Source organism: Streptomyces sp. NBC_00045 (assembly GCF_045041095.1).
In the GTDB taxonomy this organism is placed as follows: domain Bacteria; phylum Actinomycetota; class Actinomycetes; order Streptomycetales; family Streptomycetaceae; genus Streptomyces.
In genome coordinates, this window is record NZ_CP108271.1 from 2,436,535 (window position 1) to 2,454,471 (window position 17,937).

Here is a 17,937-nt window from a genome sequence, read left to right on the forward strand (position 1 = left end):
CGGGGGCTGCGGCCGCGGCTGCGGGTGGGCTATGGTCGCCAGCATGTACGCGCACTCGAACCAGAACTGGTGGTGGCCCGCTTCCGGCGGCCCACTTCTCGCGCGTACCCACTGACACGCACGACGCGAAGGCCGCCCGAGGGGCGGCCTTCGGTGTTTTCCGGGCCCGGCCGCTCCTCTTCACCTCACCGACGGAGAAGGACGCCGCCCCATGGAACCCAGCCGCCTGCTCGAACTGCTCGACGACTCCTGCCCGCCGTTCGCCCTGCTGCGCCGCCGGACCCCCGGCCGCGACCACGACACCGTCGAGGTGCTGATCGGCGCGGTCCACGAGGCCGGGCTCCTCGCCGAGCTGCCCGTACGGGAGCTGCCCACACTCGCCCTCGTCCCGTTCCGCCAGATCCGGGAGCGCGGGTTCGACGTGCGCGACGACGGCACGCCGCTGACCGTGTTGGCCGCCGAGGAGGCGTACGAGGTCCCCCTCGCGGAGGCGCTGGCCGCGCTGCCGGACCACCCGGTGCACGTCGCGGGCGGCGGCTTCGACGTGCCCGACGAGGAGTACGCGGCCACCGTCGAGCGGGTGATCCGGGACGAGATCGGCCGCGGCGAGGGCGCGAACTTCGTCATCCGGCGCACGTACCGGGGCCGGATCGACGGCTTCGGGCGGGCCGACGCGCTCGCGCTGTTCCGGAGGCTGCTGCTGGGCGAGCGCGGCGCGTACTGGACGTACGTCGTGCACACGGGGGAGCGCACGCTGGTCGGGGCCAGCCCCGAGGTCCACGTGCGGATGTCCGGCGGCACGGTCGTGATGAACCCCATCAGCGGGACGCACCGCTATCCGGCCGGCGGCCCGACCGCCGAGTCCCTCCTCGCCTTCCTCGACGACCGCAAGGAGACCGAGGAGCTGTCGATGGTGGTCGACGAGGAGCTGAAGATGATGTGCACGGTCGGCGACCGCGGCGGGGTCGTCGTCGGGCCGCGGCTCAAGGAGATGGCACACCTCGCGCACACCGAGTACGAGCTGCGCGGCCGGTCCTCGCTGGACGTGCGGGAGGTGCTGCGCGAAACCATGTTCGCGGCGACGGTGACCGGCTCTCCCGTACAGAACGCCTGCCGGGTGATCGAGCGGTACGAGGCCGGCGGGCGCGGTTACTACGCGGGCGCGCTGGCGCTGCTGGGCGTCGACGGGGCCGGGACGCAGACGCTGGACTCCCCGATCCTGATCCGGACCGCGGACATCGCGGCGGACGGCGCGCTGCGGGTGCCGGTGGGCGCCACGCTGGTCCGCCACTCGGACCCGGCGGGCGAGGTCGCGGAGACCCACGCGAAGGCGGCCGGGGTGCTGGCGGCGCTCGGGGTCCGCCCGGCGGCCCCGCGGGCCGGGTCCGCCGCGCCGGGCCTGGCCGGCGACCCGCGGGTCCAGGCGGCCCTGGCGGCGCGCCGCCAGGACCTGGCGCCGTTCTGGCTCCGGATGCAGGAGCGGCCGGCCGCGGAGAGCGGCCACGCCCTGGTGGTGGACGGCGAGGACACCTTCACGGCGATGCTGGCCCATGTGCTGCGGGTGTCGGGGCTGGAGGTGACGGTACGCCGCTACGACGATCCCGGACTGCGGGCGGCGGCCCTGTCCTGGACGGGCCCGGTGGTCCTGGGACCGGGACCGGGCAACCCTGCGGACGCCGCCGACCCGAAGATGCAGATGCTGCGCGGGCTCACGGCGGAGCTCCTGGCGGGTCACCGGTCCGGGCTCCTGGGCGTCTGCCTCGGGCACGAGCTGTTGGCGGCCGAGCTGGGCCTGCCTCTGATCCGCAAGGCGGAGCCGGCGCAGGGGGCGCAGACCCGGATCGACTTCTTCGGCGAGGAGGAGGTGGTGGGCTTCTACAACACGTACACGGCGCACTGCCCCGACGAGCTCGCCGGCCGGCTGGCCGTGTCGGGCGTGGAGGTCTCCCGGCACCCGGTGACGGCCGAGGTGCACGCCCTGCGCTCGGCCGCCGGCGGCTTCGCGGGAGTCCAGTTCCACCCGGAGTCGGTGCTCACCCTCCGCGGCGCGGACCTGCTGCGCGAGCTGCTGGCCGCAGTGACGGCCGCCACGGTCTAGCCGACCGGCCCCGTCGGCCCGGCCCCGGCCGGTGCGCCCCGGTCCGCCGTCCCGGGCCGCCGCACCGGGCCGCCGCACCGGGACGGCGACCCCCGCACGGGTGCGGCCACGGCTCACACGCCCGGCCGGCCCGCCGCCGTGCCGCAGTCGCCGTCGGCGGGACCGGTCGCTCCGGTTGCGGCCTTGGCCTCGCGGCGGGCCCGGACGTCGCGTACGCCCTTCCAGACGATGACCGGCCCGAGCAGGAGCATGGTGCAGAAGGCGAGGGTCCCGTGGGGATAGGCGAGGGCTGTGGCCAGCACCGCGCCGATCCCGTGGTCGGCGGCGTCCAGCGACGGCCCGGTCCGCTGCCCCGGACGGGCCCGCAGCGCCCGGCGCAGCGCGCGGACGGCGAGGAGGAACTGCAGGAGGGCGAGGGCGAGCAGCGCCCAGCGGGCCACCACGGGTATGTTCACGCGACTGAACCTAGCCGCCGGACCCGCGCGGCACGGATGAAGCACACCTGAACTCCGGCCGAACTCGCGTCACGAGGGACACAGGGTGTTCTCGGAGCGGCGGCCGGCCAGGTAGTCGGCCACGTTGCGGACCGTGGCGTCGACGATCTGGCCCACCGCGTCGTGCGTGTAGTACCCCTGGTGCGAGGTGACCACCACGTTCGGGAAGGTGATCAGGCGCGCCAGGGTGTCGTCCTCCACGGCCTCCAAGGACTTGTCCAGGAAGAAGACGCCCGCCTCCGCCTCGTACACGTCCAGTCCGACCCCCTCGAAGCGCCCGGCCCGCAGCTCCGACACCAGGGCCTGCGTGTCGATCAGACCGCCGCGGCTGGAGTTCACCAGGATGGCGTCGTCCTTCATCGTCCGCAGCGCGGCCGCGTCGATGACGTGGTGCGTCGACTCCAACAGCGGTACGTGCAGGCTGATCAGGTCCGCGGAGGCGAGCAGCTCGTCCTTGTCCACGTACTTCATGCCCAGCTCGACGCACGCCGGGTTCTGCACGACGTCCCAGCCCAGCAGGTTCATGCCGAAGCCGTGCGCGATGCGGGTGAACGCCTCGCCGATCTTGCCGGTGCCGAGGACGCCCGCGGTGCGGCCGTGCATGTCGCGGCCCATCAGCCCGTTCAGCCGGAAGTCGAAGTCCCGTGTCCGGTTCGAGGCGCGGACGATCCGCCGGTTCACGGTCATGGCCAGGGTCCAGGCGAACTCGGCCACGGAGTACGGGGAGTAGTACGACACCCGGCTCACCGTCATGCCGAGCTGCCGGGCCACGTCCAGGTCGATGTTGTTGAAGCCGGTGGAGCGCTGGGCGATCATCTTCGTTCCGCCGCCGGCCAGGGTCCGCAGCACCCGCCCGCCCAGGTCGGCGTTCACGCTCGACGAGACGACCTCGTACCCGGCCGCGATCGGGGCGGTGTCCTCGGTGAGGAAGACCTCCAGGCAGCGCGCCTCGTGCTGCCCCGCGGCCGCGAACGCGCTCTCGATCAGCGGCTTCTCGTCGTCCTGCACCCCGAATGCCAGGATTTCCACGTTCGCTCCCGTGCTGCGTGAAGAATCGGACCATGGGTCGTTCGTCACCTTACGGCGCGGTACGACCCACGATCCGTTCACGCGCTCCGGCTCAGCCGAAGAACACGCCGACCTCCTGGTAGAGGGCCGGGTCCACGGTCTTGAGCTTCGCCGTCGCGTCGGCGATCGGCACCCGCACGATGTCCGTCCCCTTCAGCGCGACCATCTTCCCGAAGTCGCCCTCGTGCACGGCGTCGATCGCGTGCAGCCCGAACCGCGTCGCCAGCCACCGGTCGAAGGCGCTCGGCGTGCCGCCGCGCTGGATGTGCCCGAGCACCGTGGTCCGGGCCTCCTTGCCGGTCCGCGCCTCGATCTCCTTGGCCAGCCACTCCCCCACGCCCGACAGCCGCACGTGCCCGAACGAGTCGGTGGTGGCGTCCTTCAGCACCATCTCCCCGTCCTTGGGCACGGCCCCCTCCGCGATCACCACGATCGGCGCGTAGCTCGCCTTGAACCGGGAGGTCACCCACGCGCAGACCTGGTCCAGGTCGAAGCGCTGCTCCGGAATGAGGATGACGTTGGCGCCGCCCGCCAGCCCCGAGTGCAGGGCGATCCAGCCGGCGTGCCGGCCCATCACCTCGACGACGAGCACCCGCATGTGCGACTCGGCCGTGGTGTGCAGCCGGTCGATGGCCTCCGTGGCGATGCCCACCGCCGTGTCGAAGCCGAAGGTGTAGTCGGTGGCCGACAGGTCGTTGTCGATGGTCTTCGGGACGCCGACGCAGGGGATGCCGTACTCCCCGTACAGCGTGGCGGCCACGCCCAGGGTGTCCTCGCCGCCGATCGCGACGAGGGCGTCGACCTCGTACTTGGCGAGGTTCTCCTTGATCCGCCGGACCCCGTTCTCCTGCTTGAGCGGGTTGGTCCGCGAGGAGCCGAGGATGGTGCCGCCGCGCGGCAGGATGCCGCGCACCGCGGAGATGCCGAGGGGGACGGTGTCCCCCTCGACGGCGCCGCGCCAGCCGTCCTTGAATCCGATGAACCCGCACCCGTACTCCTGGACGCCCTTGCGGACGACGGCCCGGATGACCGCGTTGAGACCGGGGCAGTCGCCGCCGCCCGTGAGCACTCCGACCTTCATGGAATCTCCCTTCGCCATGACGGTCACGCTAGTGGTGACCCAGGTCACAACAAGGGCCCTGGAGGGGCAATTCCGTTGGAGTCACGGGTTGTTGCGCACGCATGTTCACTCGTACGAGGACACGGGTGCGGGCGGCGCCACCCGCTAGGCGTCGTCGAGCCCGCGCTCTATCGCGTACCGGACCAGCTCCACCCGGTTGTGCAACTGGAGCTTGCCCAGGGTGTTCTGCACGTGGTTCTGCACCGTGCGGTGCGAGATGACGAGGCGCTCCGCGATCTGCTTGTACGAGAGTCCCTTGGCCACCAGTCGCAGCACCTCGGTCTCCCGGTCGGTCAGTTGGGGGGCCTTCGGCTCGTCGGAGGCGGCGGGCGCCGGGTCGGTGGCGAGGCGCCGGTACTCGCCGAGGACCAGCCCGGCCAGGCCCGGGGTGAACACCGGGTCGCCGGCCGCGGTGCGGCGGACCGCGTCGATCAGTTCCTGGGCGCCCGCGGACTTCAGCAGGTAGCCGGTCGCGCCGGACTTCACCGCCTCCAGGACGTCGGCGTGCTCGCCGCTGGCGGACAGGACCAGGACGCGCAGCGCGGGGTCGGCGCCGACGAGCTCCTTGCAGACCTGCACGCCGGGCATGCCCGGCAGGTTGAGGTCCAGGACCAGGACGTGGGGGGCGGCGGGCACGGCCCGGCGGACCGCCTCGGGGCCGTCGCCGGCCGTGGCGACCACGTCGAAGCCCGCGGCGGCGAGGTCGCGGGCGACCGCGTCCCGCCACATCGGATGGTCGTCGACGACCATGACCTTGATCGCGCCGAGCTCGTTCGGTGCTTCGGGCCCGCCGGCCCCGTCGGTCTGGCTCACTGGGTTCTCCCCCTCGGTACTTTCAGTTCCACTTCGGTGCCCTGCCCGGGGACGGACAGCAGCTCGGCGCTGCCGCCGAGGTCCCGCAACCGGCCGCGGATGGACAGGGCGACCCCCATCCGGCCCTCGCCCTCGGCCTGGTCGAGCCGGCCCGCCGGGATGCCCGGGCCGTCGTCGCGGACGGTCACGATCACTTCGTCGCCCCAGTCCTCGACCAGGATCCAGGCCCGGGCCCCGTCCCCGGCGTGCCTGCGCACGTTGTCGAGGGCGGCCCCGACCGCGGCGGCCAGCTCCTTCGCCGCGGGCACCGGCAGCAGCACCGGGGTGCCCGGCTCGGCGAAGCTGACCCGGGATCCGGCGTGCGGGGCGAGGAGGGTCCTTAGATCCAACTCGCCCCCGTCGGCGCCGGGCTCCTCCACCTCGTACGCGGCGACCAGCGCGCCGAGCGACTCGTCGCGGGAGACCCGGGAGGCGGGCAGCAGCCCGCTGGAGACCAGGGTGCGCAGCGCCACCTCCTGCTCCCCGGCCATCCGGCCGAGCTCGGCGGCCTCGCCGCCCAGCTCGGTGCCGCGCCGCTGGACCATGGCGAGGACCTGGAGGACCCCGTCGTGGATGTCGCGGGCCAGCCGCTCGCGTTCGCGGGTGGCGGCCTCGATCTCCAGGGCGCGGGCCAGGGTGGCCTCACTGGCCCGGGCGACCTCGACGACGTACCCGATGGCGATCGAGGCGACCCAGACCAGCAGCACGTTGTGCAGGGTGTCGCGGGTGGGGTCGCCCCCGTGGACGAGGACGTTGGCCGCGGCCACGAAGGTCGAGGCGAATCCGGCCCAGCGCCAGCCGCCCTTGATCGCGAAGGCCAGGACGGAACCCGCCGTCCAGATGCTGGGGAGGGTGGGCCCGCCCGCGGCGATCCGCTCGTGGGTGTCCGCGTACGGGGTGAGCAGGATGCCGGCCAGGGCGACGGTCAGGTCCGCGCACAGGAAGCGCTTGGTGCAGCTGGCCGCGTTCGCGACCTTGCGGAAGGTGACCAGGGTCCACAGCGCGAGGCCGGCGAGGTAGCCGGCCGCGGCGCCCGGGTGGTCGAACTCCTCGTACGCGGAGAGGAAGAGCAGCACCGCGTAGACCATGGTCAGCAGCCGGTAGCCGGTCAGGGCGCGCCACAACGGCTGCTCGACCGACATGCGCACGACACGTTCGCGTTTCGCCAACTCCCCCACCCCCGCGGGCGGACCTGCCCGTGTCGTGCGAACTACTCGCTCTTGCCGGCCTCGTCGGCCTTGGTTGCCTTGGCGGCCTTCTCCGCGTCGGCGATCTGCCGCTTGGCGGCCGTCGCGTAGATGTCCACGTACTCCTGGCCGGACAGCTTCATGATCTCGTACATGACCTCGTCGGTCACCGAGCGCAGGATGAAGCGGTCGCTGTCCATGCCCTGGTAGCGACTGAAGTCCAGCGGCTTGCCGATCCGGATGCCCGGGCGCATCAGCTTCGGGACGACCTTGCCGGGCGGCTGGATCTTCTCCGTGTCGATCATCGCCACGGGGATCACCGGCGCACCGGTGGCCAGGGCCACGCGGGCCAGACCACCGGGCTTGCCGCGGTAGAGGCGACCGTCGGGTGAACGCGTGCCCTCGGGGTAGATACCGAACAGCTCCCCGCGCTCGATGACGTCGATGCCGCTCTTGATCGCGGCCTCGCCCGCACCGCGCGCACCGGAGCGGTCCACCGGAAGCTGGCCGACGCCCTTGAAGAAGGCCGCCGTCAGCTTGCCCTTGACGCCCGGGGAGGTGAAGTACTCCGCCTTGGCGATGAAGGTGACCTTCCGGTCCAGCACGGCCGGTAGGAAGAAGGAGTCGGAGAACGACAGGTGGTTGCTCGCGAGGATCGCCGGCCCCTCGGCGGGGATGTTTTCGAGGCCCTCCACCCACGGCCTGAAGGCGAGCTTCAGGGAACCCCCGATGGAGAACTTCATTGCGCCGTAGATCAACTCGAAAGCCTTCCTGTGTCTGTCGAACAGACCTTAACCCCTGGCTCGGTGCGGAGCGGTCGACGACCCTGGTCGGTGTCACCCCTGTCGCGTACGGTGAAGTCACACAGCGCTACGCACCCCCCACCCGTCGAAGGAGACCCTGGTGCCCGTCCTCCCTGGAGCCGAGCCGTTCCGCCACGAGGGCGGAGAGGTCGGCGTCCTCCTCTGCCACGGCTTCACCAGTACCACTCAGTCCATGCGCCCGTGGGCGGAGTACCTGGCCGCGCAGGGTCTGACGGTCTCCGTACCGCTGCTGCCCGGGCACGGCACGCGCTGGCAGGACATGCAGCTCACCGGCTGGCAGGACTGGTACGCCGAGGTGGACCGGGCGCTGCGGGAGCTGCTGGAGCAGTGCACGCGGGTGTTCGTCTTCGGGCTGTCGATGGGCGGTGCGCTGACCCTGCGCCTGGCCGCCCGGCACGGGGACGCCGTCAGCGGCATCGTCCTGGTCAACCCGGTCAACAAGGTCGACAACCTGATGGCCTTCGCCCTTCCGGTCGCGCAGCACTTCCTGCGGTCGACGCCGGGCATCGCGAGCGACATCGCCAAGCCGGGCGTCGCCGAGATCGGCTACGACCGGGTCCCGACCCGGGCCGCGGCCTCGCTGCGGCAGTTCCTGAAGCTGGTCGACACCGAACTGCCGCAGGTGACGCAGCCGGTACTGCTGCTGCACAGCAGGCAGGACCACGTCGTGTCGCCGGCCGACTCGACGCGGATCCTCGCGCGGATCTCCTCGACGGACGTCACCGAGACGCTGCTGGAACAGAGCTACCACGTCGCGACGTTGGACCATGACGCGGAGCAGATCTTCGCGGACAGCTATGCGTTCGTCGGGCGGCTCGCGGAGAGCGTCGGCAGGGAGGGGGCGGCCAGCGGTGGCTGAGCACGAGGAGTCCCCGGGGGGTGTCCCCCCGCTGGACGAGGAGGCGGCCTGGGCGGCGATCGTCGCCGGGTACGGGCAGGAGCCGCCGGATCCGCCGGGGGCCAGGCCGTTCCGGCCGATCGAGAACCTGATGCTGCCGGAGGAGGACGTGGAGCCGGCCCCGGAGTCCAAGGGGTCCCCGGAGTCCAAGGGGTCCCCGGAGTCCAAGGGGTCCCCGGAGCCCAAGGGGTCCCCCGAATCCAAGGGGTCCCCGGAATCCCCGGCGGTGCCGTCCGCCGAGCCGCCCGCGCCGCCCGCGCTGGGCAGCTCGGTGGTGTTCGCCCCGGGTGTGGTCCCGGGGCCCGGTCCCGGGACCGGGCCCCGGGACCACACCCCGGAGGAGCCCGACGAGAAGGACGAGGGCCACTTCGTGCCCCCGGAGCCGGAGCTGCCGCAGGCGGACGCGACGGCGAAGTTCGCGTGGCTGGCGGTGGTGGGCGGGCCGGTGCTGCTGCTCGTTGCCGTGCTGTTGCAGTGGGACATGACCTGGTGGCTGACGACGCTGGGCATCGGCGGCTTCCTGGGCGGGTTCGCGACGCTGGTGGCGCGGATGTCTCAGGACGACGACGAGGACGACGACCCGGGCCGCGGCGCAGTGGTGTAGCCGGCGTTCCCCCCGGACCGAGTCCGGGGGGAAAGATCCGGTCCGGCCCGGCCCGCGCGCCGGGACCCCGGTGCGCGCACCCGAACCGTCCGGCGCGGCCACTGGCCGCAGGGTTACGAAGTGGCCGGCAGGCGGAGCGTTGCCAGGACCGGGAGGTGGTCGGTGGCGGCACGCAGGTCCCTGGGGAACACCCCGGGCAGGCCATCGGGCACCCCGCAGGCCAGGACCTCCACCCCCGGAGAGGCGAAGACGGCGTCGATCCGCCGGTCCGGCGCCGCCGCCGGGAAGGTGCGCTCGCCTCCCCACGGGGACACCGTCCAGCAGTCCCGCAGGCTCTCGGTGAGGCGCCCGAAAGCCGGCCCGCCGGGGGTTTCGTTCACATCGGCCGCCACGATCGCGTGCGGCGCCCCCAGTGATGCGGCCCGCTGCGCCAGCAGTCCCGCCTGATCGGCCCGCTCCGCCCGGTCCAGGGACAGGTGCGCGCTGACGGCCCCCACCCGCGCGTCCCCGAAGCGGACCACCGCCGTGGCGAAGCCCCGCCGGTGCTGGCCCGGGGTCAGCGGGAGCAGTACGTCCTCGGTCCGTTCCACGAAGGCCCGCAGTGAGCACAGGAGGAGCGGGCCCGCGGCGGTGGCGCCCCCGCTCAGCACCACCAGGTCCGTCTTCGCGGCGAGCCGCGCCGCGTGCTTGCGCCAGCGGAAGAACCGCGGGGCCTCCTGGACGAAGACCAGGTCGGGGGCGCACGCGCGGATCACCCTGACCAGCGCCTCCTCGTCGTCCCGCATCGAGCGGATGTTGTAGCTGAGGGCGCGGATCACCGCGGAGCCGTCGGGTTCCGTCGCAGAGTTCGGCAGCATGAAGGGCAACATAACCAGACTGCCCGCCGTGCCCCAGGGGGCGCGGCGGGCAGTTCTGTGAACGGGCGGCGTCAGCCCTGGCGGGCCAGGTCCGCCGCGCCGACGAGTCCGGCCTTGCCGCCGAGCTGTGCGGCGAGCACCTGCGCGTGCGGGCGCCACGCGCCGCCGATCAGCCAGCGCTTGAAGGACTTGCGGATCGGGTCGAGGACGAGGTCGCCCTCGTCGGAGACCCCGCCGCCGACGATGAACGCCGACGGGTCGAAGAGCGAGGCCAGGTCGGCCAGGCCGGCGCCGGCCCAGCGGGCCAGTTCGCGGAACGAGTCGATGGCCACCAGGTCACCGGCCCGCGCGGCCTCGCTGATGTGCTTGCCCTCGATGCCGTCGGGGGTGCCGTCGCCCAGCGAGAGGAGGACCGCCGCGTTCTCGGGGGTGGCGTTGGCGCGCTGCTTCGCGTACCGGACGAGCGCGCGGCCGGAGGCGTACTGCTCCCAGCAGCCCTGGCTGCCGCACCCGCAGAGCAGGCCGTCCGGGACGACCCGGATGTGGCCGAACTCGGCGGCCACGCCGAAGCGTCCGCGGCGCAGCTTGTTGCCGATGATGATGCCGCCGCCCAGGCCCGTGCCGAGCGTGATGCAGATGACGTCTTCGTGGCCCTGGCCGGCGCCGAAGCGGTACTCGCCCCAGGCCGCGCAGTTCGCGTCGTTCTCGACGACGACCGGCAGACCGATGCGCTGCTCGACCTTGTCCTTGAGCGGCTCGTGCCGCCAGTTGATGTTCGGCGCGAAGAGCACGGTCGCGCGCTTGTCGTCCACGTATCCGGCGGCGCCGATGCCGACGGCGTCGATGGTGTGGCTGCTGCTGACTTCGGACACTGCGGCGCAGATCGCGTCCGTCACTCCGTCCGCGGTCGGCGGGGTGGGCACCTTGTACGTCTCAAGGATGGTGCCCTCTTCGTCGACCACGCCGGCCGCGATCTTCGTGCCGCCGATGTCGACGCCGATGGTGAGTCCCATTAGTCCCTCGGTTTCCGGTCAAACCCCGCCACGGCCAACGGTACCCGAGGGCAGCAGGGTCTCAGTCGAGATCGATCCGCTGCGCGGGGCCGCTACCGCCCTCGTCGCGCGGATCGGAATGATCGCCGGAGGGCCGGTCCGAGGGTCCCGGGGCGGGTTCGTCGCGGGTCCAGCGTCGCTCGTGGCCCTCGACGGCCGAGCGGTACGCGGCGAGCAGCTCGGATCCAGCGGCCGCGAGGTGGTCGAAGACCTCGGGATTGCGCTCGACGACGGGCTTCGCGGCGGACTTCGCCTGGTTGACGAACTGGCGTACCGCGCCCTGGGCGGCGGCGCCGAGCAACGGATTGTTCAGCCCGGAGACCTTGTCGGCGACGGCCTCGAACAGTTTGAACAGTTCCTCTGCGGCGGTCCCGGTCCCGGCGTCGGCGCCGCCCTGCCGGGCCCTGCGGCGTTCCTGCTCCGCGGCGAGGTCCTCGGCACAGGCCTTGGCCCAGGCGTCTTCGTCGGTGGGACGGTCGGTGGCCTCGCTCATGGCGGACTCTCCTGCGGCAGCTGCTGGACGTGCGGGTGCGTACTACCTTCGACGTTACCCGAACGGGGGTACGCGGTTCAGGGCCTGCGGGGCCACAGGTCCGGGTCCGGGGTGAAGCGGATGCGCAGCTCCCCGTCGGCGAGGGCGGCTCCGGACACCGTGCAGCGGCGCAGCGCCGAGGGCAGCGGAACGATCCTGCGGTACGGGCCGGCCGCGAGCAGCAGCTCGTCTCCGCGCCGCACCAGGTCGAGGTCCCCCTTGTGGGCGCCGGGCAGCGCCACCACCCAGACGAGTACCCCGTCGCCGGCGAGGCGGTCCTCGACCGGCCATGCCCGGCGGGCCGGGGACGCCGGCGCGGGAACCCCCGGAGCGAGCGCCTCCGCGCCGGGGAGCCGGGTCAGGTCATCGGGTCCCAGGGGGTCCCGCCCGAGGTGGCCGAGCGCGAGCACGGGCGTGTCGCCGGCCCACTGGGCGGCGTACTTCTCCTGCTGGGCGGCGAGCCCGGCCAGCCAGGGGTCGGGCGAGCCCTGCGGCACCATCCGGTTGGCGACGATCCCGCCGACCGGGAGCTGTTCGAGGGCGAGGCCGAGCAGTCCGGTCCGCAGCGCGGCATCGGCGCCCGGTCCCGGCTCGGCGACCAGCCGGAGCGAGGTGCCGGCGGACTCCACGACGGCCTGGACGGCAGCCAGCTCCTCGTCCCAGCGCGCGGCGGCCTCGTACAGCCACTGCGCGGGCATGGGTACGCCGGCCAGCTGGGCCAGTACGGGCCGCAGGGCGCGGGCCGCCTGCCGCTCGGCCGGGAGCAGCCGGGCCAGGTAGCGGCGCAGCTGGGCGGGGAGGGCGAGGGTGGCCACGGTCTGGTGCAGCGGGGGCATGTCGACGACGACGAGGTCGACGCCGGGTGCGCCGGCGGCCCGGCGCAGGGCGCGCAGCAGGGCGAACTGTTCGGCGCCGGGCAGTTCGGTGAGCTCCTCGCCCCCCAGCGGCCGGGCCCCGACCATGCCGAGCAAGGCGGATCCGCGCTCCTGGAGGGCCACGAGCTCCTCGCGGAACTCCTCGCCGGAGTCCACGCGGGCCACGAGGACCCCGCCGGCGGGTACGGCGGTCAGTCCCGGCGCGACCTGGACGGGTTGCCCGGTGGGCTCTCCGACCAGTGCGGCCAGGGGGTCGCCCGGGTCTCCGGAGAGCAGCAGCACGCGCTGCCCGGTCCGTGCGGCGGCGAGGGCCGTGGCCGCGGCCACGGTGGTCCGACCGGCCCCGCCGGGGCCGGTGATCAGCAGTGTGTGCATGGTGCAGGTGCTCCTCGTGCGCACCGGCGGAGCCGGGCTCCGTCCGGACCCGGGGTCGTGCCCCGACCCCGCGCCTCAGGCCGATTCGGTGGATTCGACGCGCTTCTTCAGGCCGGCCAGGGCGCGGTCGATGATGACCTTCTCGGCCTTGCGCTTGATCATGCCGAGCATCGGGATCTTGACGTCCACGGTCAGCTGGTAGGTGACCTCGGTGCGCTTGCCGCCTTCGAGGGGGGCGAGCCGGTAGGACCCGTCGAGCTGGCGCAGCATCTGCGACTTGTCCAGGGTCCAGCTGACCTCGTCCGCGCCCTTCCAGCTGTAGGCGAGGGTGTGGTCGTCCTTGATCGCGCCCGCGTCGAGCAGCAGCCGGACCTTTTCCGCGCGGCCCTCGGCGTCCGTGGCGAGCACCTCGGCCTCCTTCACCTCGCCGGTCCACTCGGGGTAGCGGGCGAAGTCGGCGATCACGGCCATCACGTCGGCCGGCGCCGCCTCGATCGTGATGCAGGAGCTGGTGTGTTCGGCCATGGCGGTCGCCCCTCCAGGGAGTGTTCGAGGAAGTGTGCGGCCCAGGGCCGCCGCGTGCAGGCTACCGTGCGTGCGGAGGTCACCACTCCAGGGCCCAGGGCCTTCCGGTGGCGGCGAAGTGCCCGACGTTCACGCATTCCGTGCCGCCGATCCTCATCCGCCGGGCGAGCGGCTGGTGCACGTGCCCGAACAGCGCGTACCGCGGGCGGGTCCGCCGGATCGCCGCGAGCAGGGCCTCACTGCCCCGCTCGAAGCGGCGCGCGACCGTGTCGTAGCAGAGCTCCGGCACCTCAGGCGGGATGTGCGAGCACAGCACGTCCACTTCGCCGAGCGCCTCGACCTTGGCTGCGTACTCCTCCTCGTCCACCTCGTACGGGGTGCGCATCGGGGAGGGCAGTCCGCCGCCGACGAAGCCGAAGACGCGGCCGCCGATCTCCACCCGCTGCCCGTCGAGGACGGTGGTGCCGGGGCCTGCGTACTCGGACCACAGACCCGGGATGTCGACATTGCCGTAGGTGGCGTACGTGGGGTGCGGGAACGCGGCGAACATCTCGGCGTACTGGCGGCGCACGGCGCCCTCGATCAGTTGTTCCCGGTCCAGGCCGGCCCACAGCCGCCGGCCGAAGTCGCGGGCCTCGTCGAAGCGCCGCGCGGTGCGCAGCTCCACGATCCGATCGGCGTTCTCGACGCCGAACAGGTCGGGGAAGATGCCGCGGGAGTGGTCGGCGTAGTCGAGGAAGAGCACGAGGTCGCCGAGGCAGATCAGTGCGTCGGCGCCGTCCCCGGCCCGGGCGAGCGCCTCCGCATTGCCGTGGACGTCGCTGACGACATGGACCCGCGTACTGCTCTTCCTGCCACCCATGCGCTCCACCCTAGGGGGGCCCGGGAACGGCGGGTAGAGGGGGTGGCACAGCCGGCCTACCTGCGGTTACTTCCGAGTCTTCAAGGGGGTCGACTACTGTCGGCATGGCACGGCCGTGTCATGTGACGCACGGAACATCTGGCCGGTTCCCTCTATCCGGAACCCACTACCGGTGGGTAACGTCCGGTCGGTCCACATGGTGGCGATGGCGCCCAGAGGAGCAGCAGTCTTGCGCGAGTTCAGCCTTCCGGCCCTGTACGAGGTCCCGTCGGACGGGAACCTGACGGATCTCATCCGCCGCAATGCCGCGCAGCATCCCGACACCGCGGTCATGGCCCGCAAGGTCGACGGCCGGTGGCAGGACGTGACGGCGACCGAGTTCCTCGCCGAGGTGCGCGCCACCGCCAAGGGCCTGATCGCGGCCGGTGTCCGGCCCGGCGACCGCGTCGCGCTCATCTCCCGCACCCGCTACGAGTGGGTGCTCTTCGACTTCGCGATCTGGAGCGCGGGCGGCGTCACCGTCCCCGTGTACGAGACCAGCTCGCCCGAGCAGATCCAGTGGATCCTCGGCGACTCCGGCGCGGTCGCCGTCGTCGTCGAGAGCCCGGGGCACAGTGCGGCCGTGGCCTCGCTGCGCGACCGGCTGCCGGAGCTGCGCGAGGTCTGGGAGATCGAGCAGGGCGCGCTCGCGACGCTGAAGGCCGCCGGTGCGGACGTCGCCGACGCCGAGGTCGACGCGCGCAGCTCGCTGGCGAACGCCGACGACCCGGCCACCATCGTCTACACCTCGGGCACCACGGGCCGCCCCAAGGGCTGCGTGCTGACCCACCGCAACTTCTTCGCCGAGTGCGGCAACGTGGTGGAGCGCCTGAGCCCGCTGTTCCGCACCGGCGAGTGTTCCGTCCTGCTCTTCCTGCCGGCCGCGCACGTCTTCGGGCGCCTCGTGGAGGTGGCGGCCGTACTGGCGCCGATCCGCCTGGGCTGCGTACCGGACATCAAGAACCTCACCGACGAGCTGCAGTCCTTCCGGCCCACGCTGATCCTCGGCGTCCCGCGGGTCTTCGAGAAGGTCTACAACTCGGCGCGCGCCAAGGCCCAGGCCGACGGCAAGGGCAAGATCTTCGACGCGGCGGCCGAGACGGCGATCGCGTACAGCCGTGCGCTGGACAACCCGGGCGGCCCGTCGTTCGGGCTGAAGCTCAAGCACAAGATCTTCTCGAAGCTGGTCTACAGCAAGCTGCACACGGTCCTCGGCGGGCGCGGCGAGTACGCGATCTCCGGCGGCGCCCCGCTGGGCGAGCGGCTCGGCCACTTCTTCCGCGGCATCGGCTTCACGGTCCTGGAGGGCTACGGCCTCACCGAGTCGTGCGCGGCCACGGCCTTCAACCCGTGGGACCGTACGAAGATCGGTACGGTCGGCCAGCCGCTGCCGGGCTCCGTGGTGCGCATCGCCGACGACGGCGAGGTGCTGCTGCACGGCGAGCACATCTTCAAGGAGTACTGGAAGAACGAGACGGCGACCGCGGAGGCGCTGACCGACGGCTGGTTCCACACCGGCGACGTCGGCACCCTCGACGAGGACGGTTACCTCGCGATCACCGGGCGCAAGAAGGAGCTCATCGTCACGGCGGGCGGCAAGAACGTGGCCCCCGCGGTGATCGAGGACCGGATCCGGGCGCACGCGCTGGTCGCGGAGTGCATGGTGGTCGGCGACGCGAGGCCGTTCGTGGCCGCACTGGTCACGATCGACGAGGAGTTCCTGGGTCGCTGGGCCGTGGAGAACGGCAAGCCGGCCGGGGTCACGGCGGCGGAGCTGCGCGAGGACGCGGACCTCATCGCCGCCGTCCAGAAGGCCGTGGACGACGGCAACGCGGCGGTTTCCAAGGCGGAATCGGTGCGGAAATTCCGCATTCTGCCCTCCCAGTTCACGGAGGAGTCGGGTCACATCACGCCCTCGCTGAAGCTGAAGCGGAACGTGGTGGCGAAGGACTTCGCGGACGAGATCGAGGCCCTGTACCGGGGCTGATCCCGGATGGCCTGCGCCCCGCGGCCGGAGGCCGCGGATCAGCGCGGGTCGGCGAGGATCCGCTCCATGTTCCGCTCGGCGAGCGCGGTGATGGTGACGAACGGGTTCACCCCGAGCGAGCCCGGGACCAGGGAGCCGTCGACGACGTACAGCCCCTGGTAGCCCTTGACGCGGCCGTAGTCGTCGGTCGCGTCGCCCAGGACGCAGCCGCCGAGCGGGTGGTACGTGAAGTTGTCGGCGAAGTTCTTGTTGTCGCCGAACAGGTCGTACCGGTAGATGGTGAAATTGGCCCGGTTGATCCGGTCGAAGAGGCACTTGGCGGCCTGCACGGACGGGGTGTTCTGGTCCCGCCGCCAGTTGAGCCGCGCCGAGTCGCTCGCGGCGTCGTAGGTGAAGTGCCCGCGCTCCGGGTTCTTGGTGATGGCCAGGTACATCGAGATCCAGTGCTCGAAGCCCATCGGCAGCGGGGCGATCTCGGCGAACACCGGGTTGGCGGCGTTGTCCCAGTCGTCGATGCCCAGGGCGGGCATGGTGGCCTGGTTGGCGCCGACCGTGTCCCAGAGGTGGTTGGCCCGGGCGGTCATCACGTTGCCGTTGTGGCCCCAGCCGAGCCCGACCTTCTCGCTGAGCGCGGGCAGGGTGCCGCGCTCGCGGGCGCGCAGCAGGATCTCGGTGGTGCCGAGGCTGCCGGCGCCGAGGAAGAGCTGGTTGCAGCCGAGTTCCCTGACCTGGGTGACCTTTCCCGTCAGATCGCTGGTCCGCACCGTGAGCACGTAGCCCCCGGCCGGGTCCTGGCGGACGCCGACGACGCGCTGCATGGTCTCGATGGTGACGTTGCCCGTGCCGATCGCGGCCGCGAGGTAGGTCTTGTCGACGCTCTTCTTGCCGTGGTTGTTGCCGTAGATGACCTCGCCGGCCAGCGCCGAGCGGGTGGCGGTGCCCGCGGCTTCGCGCTGCATGTACGAGAAGTCGTACACGTTGGGCACGAAGGTGGTCTTCAGGCCGGTGTTCTGGGCGTGCTTGCGGGAGATCCGGGCGAAGCGGTACCACTCCGTGGACTCGAACCAGCCCGGGTCGATGTCGTTGACCCCGAGCGCGGCGCGGGCGCGCGGGTAGTAGGTGCCGTACATCTCGTCGGCGTCGACCTGGGGCAGCACCTCGGAGAAGTAGGAGCGGCGCGGGGTCGGCGCCATTCCGCCGTTGACGAGGGAGCCGCCGCCGACGCCGCGGCCGACGTACACGGACATGTCGCCGTAGTTCACCCGGTCGAGGACGCCGGGGTAGGAGCTGATGTTCCGGTTGACGACGTCGAGCCACAGGAACTGGGCGAGCGGGGCCTCGGTGCGGGTGCGGAACCACATGGAGCGCTGGTCGGGCGCGGAGGTGGAGGGGAAGACCTTGCCGTCCGGGCCCGGGGTGTTCCAGAGCCGGCCCATTTCGAGGACGACGGTCCGTACGCCGGCCTGCCCGAGCCGGAGGGCGGCGACGGCCGAGCCGTAGCCGGAGCCCACGACGATGGCGGGCGCGTATTGCGCGGCGGGGGGCTCGGCGGCGGCGGCCGATTGGAGCCCTATGCGGGTGAAGCCGAGGGCCGCGGCGGTCTGGAGGGCGCCGATGCCCAAGAAGTGACGGCGCGTCAGCTGAGGTGTCATGGCCGCATCATGGGCGGAATCCGGCCGTCCACCCAG

General features: G+C 72.3%; 17 protein-coding genes. 4 read left to right on the forward strand and 13 right to left on the reverse strand.

Annotated elements, in window-relative coordinates:
• Positions 1-211 precede the first annotated feature (211 nt).
• Positions 212-2,098, forward strand: a complete 1,887-nt coding sequence (locus OHA65_RS11500) for an anthranilate synthase family protein (RefSeq protein ID WP_405755682.1) — start codon at positions 212-214, stop codon at positions 2,096-2,098.
• A gap of 113 nt (positions 2,099-2,211) precedes the next feature.
• On the opposite strand, the gene OHA65_RS11505 is transcribed toward OHA65_RS11500, so the two are convergent.
• The 6 genes from OHA65_RS11505 to OHA65_RS11530 all read right to left on the reverse strand — a co-directional run bounded on the left by OHA65_RS11505 (position 2,212) and on the right by OHA65_RS11530 (position 7,562).
• On the reverse strand, positions 2,212-2,553 hold the full coding sequence (locus OHA65_RS11505; protein WP_328762496.1) for a hypothetical protein: 342 nt from the start codon (positions 2,551-2,553) through the stop codon (positions 2,212-2,214).
• Between the two features lie 69 nt (positions 2,554-2,622).
• Positions 2,623-3,621, reverse strand: coding sequence for a 2-hydroxyacid dehydrogenase (locus tag OHA65_RS11510; RefSeq protein ID WP_327283034.1), 999 nt, complete (start codon positions 3,619-3,621; stop codon positions 2,623-2,625).
• 91 nt (positions 3,622-3,712) lie between these two features.
• Entirely contained in the window at positions 3,713-4,741 is a 1,029-nt protein-coding gene (locus tag OHA65_RS11515; protein ID WP_327285618.1) for a 6-phosphofructokinase, read from the reverse strand.
• A gap of 144 nt (positions 4,742-4,885) precedes the next feature.
• Positions 4,886-5,530 carry a response regulator transcription factor gene (locus OHA65_RS11520; RefSeq protein WP_327285619.1) on the reverse strand — a complete coding sequence of 215 codons (645 nt, stop codon included), beginning with the start codon at positions 5,528-5,530 and terminating at the stop codon, positions 4,886-4,888.
• Positions 5,531-5,589: 59 nt separating this feature from the next.
• The gene (macS, locus tag OHA65_RS11525; protein ID WP_371646642.1) at positions 5,590-6,801 is read right to left on the reverse strand and encodes a MacS family sensor histidine kinase; all 1,212 of its coding nucleotides are present in this window, start codon (positions 6,799-6,801) and stop codon (positions 5,590-5,592) included.
• A gap of 41 nt (positions 6,802-6,842) precedes the next feature.
• Positions 6,843-7,562 carry a lysophospholipid acyltransferase family protein gene (locus OHA65_RS11530; protein ID WP_327285620.1) on the reverse strand — a complete coding sequence of 240 codons (720 nt, stop codon included), beginning with the start codon at positions 7,560-7,562 and terminating at the stop codon, positions 6,843-6,845.
• A gap of 160 nt (positions 7,563-7,722) precedes the next feature.
• On the opposite strand from OHA65_RS11530, the gene OHA65_RS11535 reads away from it, so the two are divergent.
• Both OHA65_RS11535 and OHA65_RS11540 read left to right on the forward strand, forming a co-directional pair.
• Entirely contained in the window at positions 7,723-8,502 is a 780-nt protein-coding gene (locus OHA65_RS11535) for an alpha/beta fold hydrolase (RefSeq protein WP_328762498.1), read from the forward strand.
• On the forward strand, positions 8,495-9,145 hold the full coding sequence (locus tag OHA65_RS11540; protein ID WP_405761814.1) for a hypothetical protein: 651 nt from the start codon (positions 8,495-8,497) through the stop codon (positions 9,143-9,145). The genes OHA65_RS11535 and OHA65_RS11540 overlap by 8 nt, the downstream gene beginning before the upstream one ends.
• A gap of 113 nt (positions 9,146-9,258) precedes the next feature.
• Here OHA65_RS11540 and OHA65_RS11545 read toward each other — a convergent pair whose 3' ends face one another.
• The 6 genes from OHA65_RS11545 to OHA65_RS11570 all read right to left on the reverse strand — a co-directional run bounded on the left by OHA65_RS11545 (position 9,259) and on the right by OHA65_RS11570 (position 14,223).
• Positions 9,259-10,002, reverse strand: a complete 744-nt coding sequence (locus OHA65_RS11545; protein WP_405761816.1) for an endonuclease/exonuclease/phosphatase family protein — start codon at positions 10,000-10,002, stop codon at positions 9,259-9,261.
• Between the two features lie 71 nt (positions 10,003-10,073).
• The gene (locus tag OHA65_RS11550; RefSeq protein WP_327283039.1) at positions 10,074-11,015 is read right to left on the reverse strand and encodes an ROK family glucokinase; all 942 of its coding nucleotides are present in this window, start codon (positions 11,013-11,015) and stop codon (positions 10,074-10,076) included.
• 61 nt (positions 11,016-11,076) lie between these two features.
• The gene (locus OHA65_RS11555; protein ID WP_327283040.1) at positions 11,077-11,547 is read right to left on the reverse strand and encodes a DUF5304 domain-containing protein; all 471 of its coding nucleotides are present in this window, start codon (positions 11,545-11,547) and stop codon (positions 11,077-11,079) included.
• Between the two features lie 77 nt (positions 11,548-11,624).
• Positions 11,625-12,836 carry an ArsA-related P-loop ATPase gene (locus tag OHA65_RS11560; protein ID WP_328762500.1) on the reverse strand — a complete coding sequence of 404 codons (1,212 nt, stop codon included), beginning with the start codon at positions 12,834-12,836 and terminating at the stop codon, positions 11,625-11,627.
• A 75-nt stretch (positions 12,837-12,911) separates the two neighbouring features.
• The gene (locus OHA65_RS11565; protein ID WP_327283042.1) at positions 12,912-13,361 is read right to left on the reverse strand and encodes an SRPBCC family protein; all 450 of its coding nucleotides are present in this window, start codon (positions 13,359-13,361) and stop codon (positions 12,912-12,914) included.
• Between the two features lie 79 nt (positions 13,362-13,440).
• Positions 13,441-14,223 carry a metallophosphoesterase gene (locus OHA65_RS11570; RefSeq protein WP_327283043.1) on the reverse strand — a complete coding sequence of 261 codons (783 nt, stop codon included), beginning with the start codon at positions 14,221-14,223 and terminating at the stop codon, positions 13,441-13,443.
• Between the two features lie 229 nt (positions 14,224-14,452).
• Between OHA65_RS11570 and OHA65_RS11575 the strand changes: the two genes are divergently transcribed.
• On the forward strand, positions 14,453-16,249 hold the full coding sequence (locus tag OHA65_RS11575) for a long-chain fatty acid--CoA ligase (RefSeq protein ID WP_327283044.1): 1,797 nt from the start codon (positions 14,453-14,455) through the stop codon (positions 16,247-16,249).
• A gap of 38 nt (positions 16,250-16,287) precedes the next feature.
• Here the strand turns inward: OHA65_RS11575 and OHA65_RS11580 are convergent, their stop codons facing one another.
• Positions 16,288-17,901, reverse strand: a complete 1,614-nt coding sequence (locus OHA65_RS11580; protein WP_328762501.1) for a GMC oxidoreductase — start codon at positions 17,899-17,901, stop codon at positions 16,288-16,290.
• Positions 17,902-17,937 lie beyond the last annotated feature (36 nt).

Excerpts from the sequence above, each read along its gene's own strand:
- OHA65_RS11560 (WP_328762500.1), bottom strand. The coding sequence starts at position 12,836 with ATGCACACACTGCTGATCACCGGCCCCGGCGGGGCCGGTCGGACCACC.
- OHA65_RS11545 (WP_405761816.1), bottom strand. The coding sequence starts at position 10,002 with ATGCTGCCGAACTCTGCGACGGAACCCGACGGCTCCGCGGTGATCCGC.
- OHA65_RS11580 (WP_328762501.1), bottom strand. The coding sequence starts at position 17,901 with ATGACACCTCAGCTGACGCGCCGTCACTTCTTGGGCATCGGCGCCCTC.
- OHA65_RS11550 (WP_327283039.1), bottom strand. The coding sequence starts at position 11,015 with ATGGGACTCACCATCGGCGTCGACATCGGCGGCACGAAGATCGCGGCC.
- OHA65_RS11515 (WP_327285618.1), bottom strand. The coding sequence starts at position 4,741 with ATGAAGGTCGGAGTGCTCACGGGCGGCGGCGACTGCCCCGGTCTCAAC.
- OHA65_RS11555 (WP_327283040.1), bottom strand. The coding sequence starts at position 11,547 with ATGAGCGAGGCCACCGACCGTCCCACCGACGAAGACGCCTGGGCCAAG.
- OHA65_RS11530 (WP_327285620.1), bottom strand. The coding sequence starts at position 7,562 with ATGAAGTTCTCCATCGGGGGTTCCCTGAAGCTCGCCTTCAGGCCGTGG.
- OHA65_RS11565 (WP_327283042.1), bottom strand. The coding sequence starts at position 13,361 with ATGGCCGAACACACCAGCTCCTGCATCACGATCGAGGCGGCGCCGGCC.
- OHA65_RS11500 (WP_405755682.1), top strand. The coding sequence starts at position 212 with ATGGAACCCAGCCGCCTGCTCGAACTGCTCGACGACTCCTGCCCGCCG.
- OHA65_RS11520 (WP_327285619.1), bottom strand. The coding sequence starts at position 5,530 with ATGGTCGTCGACGACCATCCGATGTGGCGGGACGCGGTCGCCCGCGAC.
- OHA65_RS11570 (WP_327283043.1), bottom strand. The coding sequence starts at position 14,223 with ATGGGTGGCAGGAAGAGCAGTACGCGGGTCCATGTCGTCAGCGACGTC.